At 72.3% G+C, this 13,797-nt stretch carries 11 protein-coding genes; 8 read left to right on the plus strand and 3 right to left on the minus strand.

Going from position 1 to position 13,797, the window contains the following annotated elements; translation table 11 throughout:
• The first annotated feature begins 152 nt into the window (after nucleotides 1-152).
• The 5 genes from IE178_RS18235 (at nucleotide 153) to gatB (ending at nucleotide 6,989) form a co-directional block, all read left to right on the plus strand.
• A complete protein-coding gene (locus IE178_RS18235; protein WP_193513061.1) occupies nucleotides 153-2,534 on the plus strand; it encodes a putative bifunctional diguanylate cyclase/phosphodiesterase in 2,382 nt (793 codons plus the stop codon).
• A gap of 892 nt (nucleotides 2,535-3,426) precedes the next feature.
• A complete protein-coding gene (gene gatC / locus IE178_RS18240; RefSeq protein ID WP_004925108.1) occupies nucleotides 3,427-3,723 on the plus strand; it encodes an Asp-tRNA(Asn)/Glu-tRNA(Gln) amidotransferase subunit GatC in 297 nt (98 codons plus the stop codon).
• 6 nt (nucleotides 3,724-3,729) lie between these two features.
• The gene (gene gatA / locus IE178_RS18245) at nucleotides 3,730-5,223 is read left to right on the plus strand and encodes an Asp-tRNA(Asn)/Glu-tRNA(Gln) amidotransferase subunit GatA (protein WP_184764053.1); all 1,494 of its coding nucleotides are present in this window, start codon (nucleotides 3,730-3,732) and stop codon (nucleotides 5,221-5,223) included.
• Nucleotides 5,220-5,459, plus strand: a complete 240-nt coding sequence (locus IE178_RS18250) for a hypothetical protein (protein WP_004983148.1) — start codon at nucleotides 5,220-5,222, stop codon at nucleotides 5,457-5,459. The genes gatA and IE178_RS18250 overlap by 4 nt, the downstream gene beginning before the upstream one ends.
• A 15-nt stretch (nucleotides 5,460-5,474) precedes the next feature.
• Nucleotides 5,475-6,989 (plus strand): Asp-tRNA(Asn)/Glu-tRNA(Gln) amidotransferase subunit GatB, encoded by a 1,515-nt coding sequence (gene gatB / locus IE178_RS18255; protein ID WP_193513062.1) that lies wholly within the window; start codon nucleotides 5,475-5,477, stop codon nucleotides 6,987-6,989.
• A gap of 87 nt (nucleotides 6,990-7,076) precedes the next feature.
• Here the strand turns inward: gatB and IE178_RS18260 are convergent, their stop codons facing one another.
• On the minus strand, nucleotides 7,077-7,889 hold the full coding sequence (locus IE178_RS18260) for an SAM-dependent methyltransferase (RefSeq protein WP_184764055.1): 813 nt from the start codon (nucleotides 7,887-7,889) through the stop codon (nucleotides 7,077-7,079).
• Between the two features lie 501 nt (nucleotides 7,890-8,390).
• Between IE178_RS18260 and IE178_RS18265 the strand changes: the two genes are divergently transcribed.
• Genes IE178_RS18265 through IE178_RS18275 form a run of 3 tightly spaced genes read left to right on the plus strand, consistent with a single transcriptional unit; the run spans nucleotide 8,391 to nucleotide 11,768 of the window.
• Nucleotides 8,391-10,637: an MMPL family transporter gene (locus tag IE178_RS18265; protein WP_193513063.1), complete on the plus strand. Its 2,247-nt coding sequence runs from the start codon at nucleotides 8,391-8,393 to the stop codon at nucleotides 10,635-10,637.
• Nucleotides 10,615-11,172, plus strand: coding sequence for a GNAT family N-acetyltransferase (locus IE178_RS18270; RefSeq protein WP_184764057.1), 558 nt, complete (start codon nucleotides 10,615-10,617; stop codon nucleotides 11,170-11,172). Before IE178_RS18265 ends, IE178_RS18270 begins: the two co-directional genes overlap by 23 nt.
• Nucleotides 11,173-11,207: 35 nt before the next feature.
• Complete coding sequence (locus IE178_RS18275) at nucleotides 11,208-11,768, plus strand: hypothetical protein (RefSeq protein ID WP_193513064.1); 561 nt, start codon at nucleotides 11,208-11,210, stop codon at nucleotides 11,766-11,768.
• A 69-nt stretch (nucleotides 11,769-11,837) separates the two neighbouring features.
• Here IE178_RS18275 and IE178_RS18280 read toward each other — a convergent pair whose 3' ends face one another.
• Together IE178_RS18280 and IE178_RS18285 are read right to left on the minus strand one after the other, a co-directional pair.
• On the minus strand, nucleotides 11,838-12,749 hold the full coding sequence (locus IE178_RS18280) for a 5-dehydro-4-deoxyglucarate dehydratase (protein ID WP_193513065.1): 912 nt from the start codon (nucleotides 12,747-12,749) through the stop codon (nucleotides 11,838-11,840).
• A gap of 10 nt (nucleotides 12,750-12,759) precedes the next feature.
• On the minus strand, nucleotides 12,760-13,794 hold the full coding sequence (locus IE178_RS18285; protein ID WP_184764060.1) for a 2-hydroxyacid dehydrogenase: 1,035 nt from the start codon (nucleotides 13,792-13,794) through the stop codon (nucleotides 12,760-12,762).
• Nucleotides 13,795-13,797: the final 3 nt, after the last annotated feature.

Here is a 13,797-nt window from a genome sequence, read left to right on the forward strand (position 1 = left end):
GTTGAGATGTGCGCCTGCCGTGCCCAGTTGCGGTCGGGGCAACCCCGTACTCGTGAAGGGTCCGGGGAAGGGCTTTCCACCGCGGAGCCGCTGAGGGTTGTCGGGCATCGGGCCGCGTGGCGTGGGCACCGCCGGCTGTGAGAGGGACGGGAATGGAACCGACCGAGAGCGCCGCGCCGGGCTCGCGGCTGCGCCTGCGCCGTATGGCGGTCGCATGGCGGCGCGGCCGGGAGGACGGGCGGCCCGCGGGGCAGCCGGGCGCGCAGGGGCGCACCGAAGCGGACACGGCGGACGCGCGCGGTGCCGGGCAACCGGCGGCCGGGCGCGGTGTTGGGCAACCGGCCGTTGGGCGAGGCGCCGGTCAACCGGCCGTTGGGCGAGGCGCCGGTCAATCGGCCACTGGGCGAGGCGCCGGGCAGTCGACCGTCGGTCGCGGTGTCGGGCGACCGGGCGTCGGGCACGGCCCCGGGCTGTCCGAGGCGGACACGGAACGGCACCCGGCCTGGCCCGCGTTGCCCACGGCGGTCGTCGCGGCGGCCGCGTTCGTGCTGGGCGCCGGGTTCCTGCGGGCGTTCACGGGAGGGCAGGCGCTCTTCCCGTCCGGCACCGTCGGCTGGTCCCTGGCCGTGCTGACCGGGATCATCGTCGGCCATCTGGTGATGCTGGGCCGCTCCCGCTGGTGGGGCGGCACCGGTTCGGGCGCCGCCCTCACCCTCGCCGTGCTGCTGCTCTACGGCTGGGTCGCGGCCGGCATGGTCAGCCTCACCGTCGTCGTGCTGGTCGGCGTGGCCCGGCGGGGCCGCTGGCGGCAGGGCGTGCTGCACGGCGCGGTCGATCTGCTCGGCATCGGCGCGGGCGCCCTGGTGCTGGCCGCCTTCGGCTCCGTACCGTCCGTCGAGTCGCCCTCGACCCCGGACAGCTGGACCCCGTACACCGCCCCCGGGGTGGTGCTGCTCGCCGCCGTCTATCTCGCGGTCACCCGCACCCTGCTGTGGTACCTGCACACCCCGCGGGCCGGACTGCCCACCGTGGCCCGCACCGCCCTGGTCCGGCAGGGCCTGGTCGCGGTCGCCCTGCTCGGCATAGCGCCCCTGGTCTGTGTGGTCGCGGACGCCAAGCCCGTGCTGCTGCCGCTGTTCGCCATCCCGCTCATCGCCCTCGACTCCACCCTGTGGATAGCCCGCGCGCGGGCGGAGGAGCAGCTGCGTGATCCGCTCACCGGACTGCCCAACCGGCAGTGGCTGCTGGAACGCATCTGGACCGCGCTGGACGACGCCGAGCGCATCGGCGCCCGCGCCGCCCTGATGCTGATCGACCTGGACCGCTTTCGTTCGGTCAACGACACCCTCGGTCATCTCGCCGGTGACCGGCTGCTGCTGCAGATAGCCGACCGACTGAGACTGGCCCTGCCGCGCGGGGCGGAGGCCGCGCGGCTCGGCGGTGACGAGTTCGCCGTCTTACTGCCCGTCGCCGACTCCACGACCTCCGCGACCCGCGTCGCCCGCGGCCTGGTTTCCGCCCTCAGCTCCCCGCTCGACCTCGACGGGCTCACCCTCGTCCTGGAGGCGAGTGCGGGAGTCGCCGTTTTCCCGGACCACGCGGTCGACGCGGAGGGACTGCTGCGGCGGGCGGACGTGGCGATGTACCAGGCCAAGCGGGACCGTACGGGCGTCGAGGCCTACGAGTCCAAGCGCGACTCCAACACCCCCGACCGGCTCGGACTGCTGGGCGATCTGCGCCGGGCGCTGGACGCGCGCGAGGTCGAGCTGCACTACCAGCCCAAGGTCCGCTTCGACGGGCAGGTGGCGGGCCTGGAGGCCCTGGTCCGGTGGGTGCACCCGGAGCGGGGCAAGGTACCGCCGGACGAGTTCATAGCGATCGCCGAGTCCTCCGGGCTGATGCCCCACCTCACCGAGTACGTACTGGAGACCGCGCTCGGCCAGGTCGCCGAGTGGCGCGCGCAGGGCCTGTTCGTCCCGGTCGCCGTCAACGTCTCCCCGCGCGACGTCCACACACCGGGCTTCGCCGGCTCCGTCGCGGCGCGGCTGGCCCGGCACGGGGTTCCGGCCGGGGCGCTGCAGTTGGAGATCACCGAACATGTCCTGCTGGAGGACCCGCAGCGTGCCGCCGACACGCTGAACGCGCTGACCGGGCACGGCGTGAAGATGTCCCTGGACGACTTCGGCACCGGCTACTCCTCGCTGGTGCATCTGCGGCGGCTGCCGGTCAGCGAGCTGAAGATCGACCGGTCCTTCGTGGCCCGGCTGGCCGTCGACACCGAGGACGCGGAGATCGTGCGCTGCACCGTCGACCTGGCCCACTCGCTCGGACTGCTCGTCGTCGCCGAGGGTGTGGAGGACGACGAGACCTGGGAGCGCCTGCGCGACCTGCGCTGCGACGCGGTCCAGGGCTGGCTGGTCGCCGCGGCGATGCCGCCCGACGAGACCACGGCCTGGCTCCTCGCCCGCGGCTCCCGCGGCTGGCAGCGACCGGCGGCGGTCCTGCCTGCGGCGACGACGACGGCCGACGACTAGGTCCCGGCCGCTGACGGCCGTCGGGGGGATGCTTGCGGCGGGGCGTTCGGTTCGGTGGGGGTGCGGGGTGTCTGCCTGCGGTGCGGCGTTCGGTTGGGTGGGTGCAGTTGTAGCGGCTGCGGTGCGGCGTTCGGTTCGGTGGGGGCTGTTGTAGCGGCTGCGGTGCGGTGTTCGGTTCGGTGGGGGTGTGCGTTGTCTGCCTGCGGCGCATGTGCGGCTGCGGTGGGGGCCGGTGTAGCGCCTGTGGGTGGTGGGTGGGTCGGGGCCGGGTCGGGGGTGTCCGTCCTCGGACTGGCGCGGAATCGGTTACTTGAGAAGTGTGGGGTGCGGACGCGCCAGCCACTGCGGGCGGACACCCCCGCCCCGTCCCCTTCGCGCCGTACGCGGCCCCAGCCGCCCACTGCGGGCAATCACTGCCGCCCACCGCGGGCAGTCACTGCCGCCCACCGCCGGCAGCCACTGCCGCTCACTGCGGGCAGTCACTGCCGCCCACCGCCGGCAGCCACTGCCGCTCACTGCGGGCAGCCACTGTCGCCCACCGCCGGCAGCCACTGCCGCTCACTGCGGGCAGTCGTGCCGCTGGGGCGATGGGGGAGGGTGGGCGCGGCGGCACCCCGTAGGCGCCGGGCTGCGCAACCACCCCCCGGCCCGCACCGGCACCGGGCACCCCGCAAATGCCGGGATGAGCAGCCCCCGGCCCGCACCGGCACCGGGCACCCCGCATACGCCGGGGATGAGTGACCGGCCCCCCGGGCACGGGCCCCGCGCGGTCGGGTGACAGGCTCTCGGGGGACGGGGCCGGGCGGCGGGCCCGGGGAAGGGTTTCACGGGCACGGCCTCCCGCCCCATAGGATTGGGCCAAACCACACACACTCACCCAGAGGATCGCTGCATGCCTGGCATCACGCGCGAGGAGGTCGCCCACCTCGCCCGGCTGGCGCGTCTGGAGCTGAAGCCCGAAGAGCTCGACCACTTCGCAGGCCAGCTCGACGACATCATCGGCGCGGTCGCCCGCGTCAGCGAGGTCGCCGACCAAGACGTACCGCCGACCTCGCACCCGCTCCCGCTGACGAACGTCATGCGGCCGGACGAGGTCCGTCCCTCGCTCACCCCCGAGCAGGCGCTCTCCGGCGCCCCGGCCCAGGAGCAGCAGCGTTTCAAGGTGCCGCAGATCCTGGGGGAGGAGTAAGCAACCATGACGGACATCATCAAGCTCACGGCCGCCGAGACCGCCGCGAAGATCGCCTCCGGCGAGCTCACGGCCGTCGCGGTCACCGAGGCCCACCTCGCCAGGATCGAGGCCGTCGACGAGAAGGTGCACGCCTTCCTGCACGTCGACCGCGAGGGCGCCCTCGCCCAGGCGCGCGCCGTCGACGAGAAGCGGGAGCGGGGCGAGAAGCTCGGCCCGCTGGCCGGCGTCCCCCTCGCGCTCAAGGACATCTTCACCACCGAGGGCATCCCGACCACCGTCGGTTCCAAGATCCTCGAGGGCTGGATCCCGCCGTACGACGCGACGCTCACCCAGCGGCTGAAGGCCGCCGACGTCGTCATCCTCGGCAAGACCAACATGGACGAGTTCGCCATGGGGTCGTCGACGGAGAACAGCGCCTACGGTCCCACCGGCAACCCCTGGGACCTGACCAGGATCCCCGGCGGCTCCGGCGGCGGCTCCTCCGCCGCGCTCGCCTCCTACCAGGCCCCGCTCGCCATCGGCACCGACACCGGCGGCTCCATCCGCCAGCCCGCCGCCGTCACCGGCACCGTCGGCGTGAAGCCGACGTACGGCGCGGTGTCGCGGTACGGCATGGTCGCCTTCTCGTCCTCGCTCGACCAGGGCGGGCCCTGCGCCCGCACGGTGCTGGACGCGGCGCTGCTGCACGAGGTGATCGCCGGACACGACCCGATGGACTCCACCTCCATCGACGCACCGGTCCCGCCGGTCGTCGAGGCCGCTCGCAACGGGTCCGTGGCCGGTATGCGCGTCGGTGTCGTCAAGCAGTTCCGCGGCGAGGGCTACCAGGCCGGTGTCATCCAGCGCTTCGACGAGTCCGTCGAACTGCTGAGGGAGCTGGGCGCCGAGATCGTCGAGCTGGACTGCCCGTCCTTCGATCTCGCGCTCTCGGCGTACTACCTGATCGCCCCGTCCGAGTGCTCCTCCAACCTCGCCCGCTTCGACGGCCTGCGCTACGGCATGCGGACCGGCGACGACGGCGGCCACTCCGCCGAGGAGGTCACCTCGCTGACCCGCGAGGCGGGCTTCGGCGACGAGGTCAAGCGCCGCATCATGCTCGGCACGTACGCGCTCAGCTCCGGCTACTACGACGCGTACTACGGCAGCGCCCAGAAGGTCCGTACGCTGATCAAGCAGGACTTCGACACGGCGTTCGAGCAGGTCGACGTGATCGTCTCCCCGACGACCCCGACCACCGCCTTCCCGATCGGCGAGCGCGCCGACGACCCGATGGCGATGTACCTCGCCGACCTGTGCACCATCCCGACCAACCTGGCCGGCAACGCCGCCATGTCGCTGCCCTGCGGCCTGGCGCCCGAGGACAACCTGCCGGTCGGACTGCAGATCATCGCCCCGGTCATGAAGGACGACCGCCTCTACAAGGTGGGTGCCGCCGTCGAGGCCGCCTTCGTGGAAAAGTGGGGCCACCCGCTGCTCGAGGAGGCTCCGTCGCTGTGAGTGCACTGACCAAGGCCAAGGGCTTCAAGAAGTCCAAGTCCGGTACGTACCTGTCCATGGCCGCCACCGCGTTCGGCGCGATCGGCGTCGCCAAGCGTGTCAAGAAGGCGCGGCTGGAGAAGGACACCCTGGTCCTGATCGACGCCACCGTGTCCGCCGCCGCCATCGTCACCGGCCTCGCCATCCTCTACCGCGAGCTGAAGCGGCTGGGCGACGACGACGTCCTGCTGGGCTGAGAGGGAAGTTTCACCGTGACCACCACGACCGACCTGGAGTCGTACGAGGACGCACTCGCGGCCTACGACCCCGTCATGGGCCTCGAGGTCCATGTCGAACTCGGCACCCACACCAAGATGTTCTGCGGCTGCTCGACGACGCTCGGCGCCGACCCGAACACCCAGACCTGCCCGGTCTGCCTCGGCCTGCCCGGCGCGCTCCCGGTCGTCAACGCGACCGGCGTCGAGTCGGCGATCAAGATCGGTCTCGCGCTGAACTGCGAGATCGCCGAGTGGTGCCGCTTCGCCCGGAAGAACTACTTCTATCCGGACATGCCGAAGAACTTCCAGACCTCCCAGTACGACGAGCCGATCGCCTTCAACGGCTACCTCGACGTGCAGCTGGAGGACGGCGAGACCTTCCGCGTGGAGATCGAGCGCGCCCACATGGAGGAGGACACCGGCAAGTCCACGCATGTGGGCGGTGCCACCGGGCGGATCCACGGCGCGTCCCACTCGCTGCTGGACTACAACCGCGCCGGCATCCCGCTCATCGAGATCGTCACCAAGCCCATCGTGGGTGCCGGTGAGCGCGCTCCCGAGGTCGCCCGGGCCTACGTCCGTGAGCTGCGCGAGCTCATCCGGGCGCTCGGGGTGTCCGAGGCCCGCATGGAGATGGGCCAGATGCGCTGCGACGTGAACCTGTCGCTGATGCCGAAGGGCGCCGACAAGTTCGGTACGCGCAGCGAGACCAAGAACGTCAACTCGCTGCGGTCCGTCGAACGCGCGGCCCGCTTCGAGATCCAGCGGCACGCGGCCGTGCTGAACGGCGGCGGCACGATCATCCAGGAGACCCGGCACTTCCACGAGGACACGGGGTCCACGACCTCGGGCCGTGTGAAGGAGGAGGCCGAGGACTACCGGTACTTCCCGGAGCCCGACCTGGTCCCGGTCGCCCCGTCCCGTGAGTGGGTCGAGGAGCTGCGGGCCGGACTGCCGGAGCTGCCGCTGGTGCGGCGCAACCGGCTGCGCGAGGAGTGGGGCGTCTCCGGCACCGACATGCAGGCGATCCTCAACGCCGGTGCGCTGGACCTCATCGTCGCCACGATCGACGCCGGTGCCGACGCGGCCTCCGCCCGCAAGTGGTGGATGGGCGAGCTGGCGCGCAGCGCCAACGAGTCGGGCAAGGCGCTCGACGAGCTGGCGATCACCGCGGAGCAGGTGGCCCGGGTCACCGCGCTGGTGGCCTCCGGTGATCTGAACGACAAGCTGGCCCGTCAGGTCATCGAGGGCGTCCTCGCGGGCGAGGGGACTCCGGACGAGGTCGTCGACAAGCGCGGTCTGAAGGTCGTCTCCGACGAGGGCGCGCTCACCGCGGCCGTGGACGAGGCCATCGCCGGCAACCCGGGCGTCGCGGACAAGATCCGCGGCGGCAAGGTCGCCGCGGCCGGCGCCCTGGTCGGCGCGGTCATGAAGGCCACGCGCGGCCAGGCGGACGCGGCCCGCGTGAAGGAGCTGATCCTGCAGAAGCTGGGCGTCGGCGAGGGCTGATCCCCGGCAAGCCGCGAGAGGGGACGCATCGGGTTCGATGCGTCCCCTCTCTCATGCGCTCAGCCTCCCGCGCTCAGCGCCGGCGCCTCACGCGGGTTCGGGGCGGCGCCCCACCACGCGTGCGAAGCCCAGCGTGCGGCCCTGGTCAGCGCGGAGCATCCGCGCGCTCTCCCGGCTCGCCCGCAGGTGGAACTCCTCCGTGCTCTCCTCGGCGACGACGTCGCACCAGAGCAGCCACTCCCGCCAGCCGTCGGTCAGCCAGTCGGCCGTCTCGACCTGAACGGCGCCGCTGCGGCTCCAGTGGCGGCGCCACCAGGCGGGGGAGTGGAAGCACCAGAACCCGGGGTCCCAGAAGGGCTTCATGTGTTCCGGCGGCTCGCTGCCCTCGATCTCCTCGGGCATCGCCGGGACGACGACGCCGATCCGTCCGCCGGGCTTCAGCAGCCGTGTCAGCGTCGGCAGGTACAGATCGTCGGTACCGAAGTACTGGTACGCGTCGACGGAGACGATCGCGTCGAACGACTCCTCACCGAAGGGCAGGGCGTGCGCCTCGGCACGGACCGGCAGCACCCGGTCCGCGACGCCCGCCTCGGCGATGCGGCGCGCGTTCTCGTCCGGCTCGATCCACAGGTCGTGCGCGATGACCTGGAGGTCGTACTCCCTGGCCAGGAAGACGGACGTCATGGCGCGTCCGCAGCCCAGGTCGAGCACGCGGGCGCCGGGGCGCAGGGTGTCGAGTCCGAGGGCCGGGGCGAGCCACTCCAGCAGCCACAGGGCGTGCGGGCCCATCGCGTTGTCGATGGTCCAGCGGGCGTCGTACGCGCTGCTGCGCGGGTAGCGCGGCAGGGTGAGGCGGCTAGCGAGGTCGTCGTGCGGGGTGTGCGAGGTGATGTCCGACATCGGTGAACGGGCTCCTTGGGTCCGTGCAGAGGGAAAGGGTCACGTCGGAGATCGGGCGGACCGTCATCACAGCACCTGCTTCGGCCGGGGCGGCGGGCTGCCGCGGAACGTCGGACCGACGGACGCTAACAGGTGGCGCGCCTCCCCGCACCCGGGTTTTCCGGGTGGCCCGAGGCGCAGCGCTCCCGCGAGCCCGGCCGCGCGGGCGGAAAGGGCGCGCGGCCGTCATGGCGCTGGTGCACCGGTGCGACGGACCGGCCGTAGAAGGTCCCGGTGCGGAGGGCGATGCGAGTGAGAGGTGTCACATCCGGCGGCACGGGCGGTGTGACGGCCCTGTGAGCCGCATCGCATCGGTGTGACTAAGTACACGAAAGCGACAAACGATCACTATGGGCTGCAACAGTGGCAGTGCATTGCTCATGCGTTCTTTGCGGGTTGTTCGGTTCATACACGACTGCTCCCGGTCAAAGATCCACACTCAGTCACTCTGGGAGCACATTCGTGGCAGCCCTCGCACGCTGGTGTGTCCAACGCCGTCTGATCGCCGTTCTGCTGTGGCTCCTCGCCCTCGGCGGGGTCGCGGCGGGCGCCTTCGTCGCCGGCTCCGCCTACTCGAACGACTACAAGGTGCCCGGCACCGAGTCCGGGCGGGCCACCCAGCTGCTCAAGGAGGGCTTCCCGGATCTCGGCGGTGACAGCGACACCGTGGTCTGGCACACGTCGTCCGGCAGTGTCCGGGACACCGACGTCGAGCAGACCATGACCGGCACGCTGGACCGGATCGAGAACCTGCCCGGGGTGGCCGCCGTGAGCGGCCCGTACGACGACCAGGGCGCCGGCAGGGTCAGCGAGGACGGCCGCATCGCCTACGCCACGGTCACCTTCGACGACCAGGCCAAGGACATCGACGCGGGCGAGGCCGCCGCCGTGGTCGAGACGGCCAAGGCGGCGCAGACCGACGGACTCCAGGTCGAGCTGGGCGGCAGCGCCGTCGAGCTCAGCGCATCCTCCGGCGGACACATCGCCGAGATCGTCGGCGTGCTGGTCGCCGCCGTCGTCCTCTTCCTCGCCTTCGGCTCGCTCGCCGCCTCGCTGCTGCCCATCGCCACCGCCCTGGTCGGCGTCGGAACCGCCTACGCGGGGATCGTGCTGCTGGGGCACGTCATGACCGTCGCCGACTTCGCGCCCATGCTCGGCATGCTGATCGGGCTCGGCGTCGGCATCGACTACGCGCTGTTCATCGTCACCCGGCACCGACGCGGACTGAAGCGGGGCCTGACCGTCACCGAGGCGGCCACCAACGCCGTCGCCACCACCGGACGCGCGGTCGTCTTCGCGGGGGCCACCGTCTGCATCGCCCTGCTGGGCATGCTGATCCTCCGGCTGAACTTCCTCAACGGCGTGGCCGTCGCGGCCTCCCTCACCGTGGTGCTGACCGTCGCCGCCTCCGTCACCCTGCTGCCCGCCCTGCTGTCGTTCATCGGCATGCGCGCGCTCAGCCGACGGGAGCGGCGCCGGCTGGCCGAGCACGGGCCCCAGCCGGAACTGCCGACCGGCTTCGCCGCCCGCTGGTCGGCCTTCGTGGAGCGCCACCCCAAGCTGCTCGGCGCGCTCGCGATCGTCGTCATGGCCGTCCTCGCGCTGCCCACCCTCTCCCTCCACCTGGGCACCTCCGACCAGGGCAACGACCCGAAGACGTCCACCACCCGCCAGACCTACGACCTCCTCGCCGACGGCTTCGGCCCCGGAGTGAACGGCCCGCTCACCCTCGTCACCGAGGTCGACGGCGCCGAGGACCGGCTCGCCCTGGACAACATCGACGCCACCCTGCGCCAGACCGACGGCGTCGCGTCGGTGTCCCCGGTGGCCTACGGCACGGGCGGCGACACCGCGTACCTCACCGTCGTACCGGAGTCGTCCCCGCAGTCCCAGCAGACCAGTGACCTGGTCGACCGGCTGCGCTCCGATGTGCTGCCCCGGGCCGAGGCGGGCACCTCCCTCGACGTGCAGGTCGGCGGCGTGACGGCCGGCTACGACGACTTCGCCGACGTCATCGTGGACAAGCTGCCGGTCTTCGTCGGTGTCGTGATCGGCCTGGGCTGTCTGCTGCTCCTGCTGGCCTTCCGGTCCGTGGGCATCCCGCTGAAGGCCGCCGCGATGAACGTGGCCGCCGTCGCCGCCGCCTTCGGCGTCGTCGTGGCGATCTTCCAGTGGGGCTGGGGCAGCGAACTGCTCGGCCTGGGCCGGGCGGGCCCCATCGAACCCTTCCTGCCCGTGATCATGGTGTCGGTCCTCTTCGGGCTCTCCATGGACTACCAGGTCTTCCTGGTGAGCCGGATGTACGAGGAGTGGCTGGAGACCGGCGACAACCGGCGTGCCGTGCGCGTCGGCCTCGCCGAGACCAGCCGGGTGATCAACTCGGCGGCCGTGATCATGATCTCGGTCTTCCTGGCCTTCGTCCTCAGCGGCGACCGCGTGATCGCCATGTTCGGCATCGCGCTCGCCGCGGCCGTCGCCCTCGACGCCTTCGTCCTGCGCACCCTGCTCGTCCCCGCGCTGATGCATCTCCTCGGCGGCGCCAACTGGTGGCTGCCGCGCTCGCTGGACCGCATCCTGCCGCGGATCAGCATCGAACCGCCCGAGTACCGTGCCGCCCATGAGAGGCTGGCCGTCGCCACGGACGCCGAGGTGGCGGACGTGCTGGCGAGCGAGGAGCGGCAGCGGGATGTACGCGATACGGCTGGGTGATGACGGAGCGGAACTGCGCCCCCTGGAGCCCTGGCACGCCGAGGAGTTCCTCGCCCACCTGGACCGGGGCCGCGACTTCATCAACCAGTACGTCCCCTTCGGCTCCAAGGCCACGGACGTCACCGGCGCCCGGGAGGTGCTCCGGCGGTACGCCGACTGGCGCGCGGCCGACACGGCCTCGCTGCACGGGCTGTGGCTGGACGACAGGCTCGTCGGCGGGGTGCTCACCCTCAACTTCGACGCCGGGAACGGCACCTGCGAGGTCGGCTGCTGGCTGGAGCCCGCCGCCACGGGGCGCGGGCTCGTCACCCGCGCGATGCGGGTGCTCATCGACTGGGCCGTCGAACAGCGCGGCATCCACCGGGTCGAATGGGTCGCCGCGGCCGGCAACGCGCCGAGCATCGACGTCGCCCGCCGGCTCGGCATGACCCGGGACGGGGTGCGCCGCGCGGCCCATCTCCACCACGGGGTACGGCACGACCTGGAGGTGTGGTCCGTCCTGGCCCCGGAGTGGCGCGCGCACAACGATCATTAAGCGGACTCTCAGACAGCGTCCGTACGGTGCGGGACATGGGAACCAAGACAGTGGACGAAACCGGAGCCGAGACCGGAGCCGAGACCGAGCGCGACGAGACGGCCGCGGACACCACCGCGGCCGACGAGGGCACCGAAACGGAACCGGGAGCGCAGGACGACGCGCCCGAGACCGAGCGGGAGGCCGGGGAGGCGAGCCCGTCCGGTGTCGGACAGGGCGCCGCGGCGGTCGTCTCCGCGGCGCTCGGCGTCGTCTCGCTCACCGGCAGCTGGCTGGGCACGGTGGCCGCCGCGCGCGAGACCCTCGTGGGCCAGCTGGAGACGGCCGCGGACGCCGGCGTCGCCACCCAGGTCAAGGAGGTGTACGGCGATGCCTGGCAGACCAGTGCGCTGTGGGGCGGCCTGTTCGCGCTGACCGCGCTGATCGTGGGCGTGGTGGTGCTGGCGAGGCCCGCGTTCGGGACGCCCGGCCGGACCCCCCAGGCGCCCTGGATCAAGTCGGTCGCCTGGGCGGGTGTCTCGCTCGGCGTCATCGGACTGCTGCTCGCCGTCCTCAAGTACACCGACGTACTGCTGGGTCTGCCCGCCGCCGGCTGAGCCGGCGCACGTCACGACACGAGGGGTCTTCGGAGGTCCGAAGACCCCTCACGCGTGCGGGCGTGCGGGTCAGGAAGCGACCACGGCGCGTCCCTCGGCGATGATGGCCGCCAGTTCCTCGACCTCCTGCGCGGTCAGGGGCGCCAGCGGCGGCCGGACCGGACCGGCGTCGAGGCCCTCCAGCGTGACCCCGGCCTTCACCAGCGACACCGCGTAGCCCGGCACCCGCTGGCGCAGCCGGACCAAGGGGTGGAAGAAGGCGCGCTGAAGGGCGTCGATCCGCTTCTGGTCCCCCTCCTCCACCGCGCGGTAGAAGGCGAGGGAGACGTCGGGCGCGAAGGCGAAGGCGGCCGACGAGTACAGCTCCACACCCAGCGCGCGGTACGCCGGCTGGCTCGCCTCGGCGGTGGGCATGCCGTTGAAGAACTGGAACTGCTTGCCGGTCCCGTCGAGTGCGTCCCGTACGGCGGGGATGATCCGCGCGACGAGGTCGAGGTCGCCGGTCCCGTCCTTCAGGCCCGTGACGGTGGGCAGCTGGGCGACCTCCGCCGCCGAGCGTTCGTCGAACCGCGCGTTGGCCCGGTTGTAGACGATCACCGGCAGGTCGGTCTCCCCGGCGACTTCCCGGCTGTAGGCGACGAGCCCGGTGGCGGGTGCCTGGACCAGGTAGGGCGGCATGAGCAGCAGGCCGTCCGCACCGGCCTCGGCCGCGGCCCGTGCGAACCGCCGGGCCAGGCCGAGCGCGCCGCCGGCCCCGGCGTACACCGGGACGCGTCCCCCGGTCGCTTCGACGGCGGTCCGCACGATCGCGGAGAACTCCTCGACGTCCAGGGCATGGAACTCGCCGGTGCCGCAGGCGACGAACACTCCGCCCGGGCCGGCGTCCACCCTCGCAGCGATGTGCCGGCGCAGGGCGTCGAGGTCGACGTCACCGGTCGCGGTGAACGGGGTGACGGGGAAGAAGAGAACGCCTTCGAGCATGGGAGGTTTCCTACTCATCGTGAGGGACAGCGCGGGCGGGGGACGGGGGTGCTGTGGCGGTGCTTCCGGCTGCCGCCGGGGCGCGGACCACGTTGCCGAGCGCGTCGCCGCGCTCCAGCCGGTCGATGTTGTCGGCGATCTCTGTCGCGCGGGCGGCGAAGGTGTCGGCCGTGTGGCCCGAGTGGTGCGGGGTCATCAGCACGTTCGGCAGGTCGTGGAAGGGCAGCCGGCTCGGCGCCTCGGGAGGGCCCGACCACCACACGTCCAGCGCGGCGCCGGCGATGGTGCCCGAGCTCAGCGCCCGGTAGAGCGCCTCCTCCTGTACCACCGGCCCCCGGGCCACGTTGACCAGCAGGGCCTCGGGGCCCATGGCCGCCAGTTCGGCGGGGCCGATCAACCCTTCGGTGGCGGCGTTCAGGGGGACGGTGACCACCACGACGTCGGAGTCGGCGAGGAGTTCGGGCAGACGGTCGTTGCCGCCGATCCAGTCGGGCCGCAGATCCGCGGGGAACGGCGCGGAGGGGTCGCGCCGTACGGCACGGACCCGCATGCCGACCGCCTGGCACAGCCGGGCGACCTCGGTGCCGGTCTCGCCGAAGCCGACGACGCCCACCCGGCGGCCCCGCAGCGTGGTCCCGAAGGGCAGCGTGGGATCGACCGCCACATTGCGCCAGCGTCCGGCGCGCAGCGCGCGGTCGGCTCCCAGGACGTCCCGGGAGAGCATCAGGACCGACATGAGCACGTGCTCGGCGATGGAACGGCCGTGGTGGTGGGTGGTCGCGACCGTGACCCCGGGGTGGAGCGCGTCCATCGGGATGCCGTCGTAGCCGGCGCCCACGACATGGACGAGGCGCAGCCGTTCGGCGCGGCGCGCGTCCTCGGCCCGCAGCTTGGAGCCGACGTAGACGTCGACGTCGGCGATGGCCTCGGTGAGCCGCGCCGGGTCCCAGTCGAAGGACTCCAGCCAGTCGTGCCGTCCATGCGTGGAGGCCTTGAGCCGGTCGTGGAAGCGGCTCAGGATGCGGTGGTTGAGCATGATGCGCATCAG

The sequence above is a fragment of the Streptomyces griseoloalbus genome, from assembly GCA_014650015.1.
Classification (GTDB): domain Bacteria; phylum Actinomycetota; class Actinomycetes; order Streptomycetales; family Streptomycetaceae; genus Streptomyces; species Streptomyces griseoloalbus.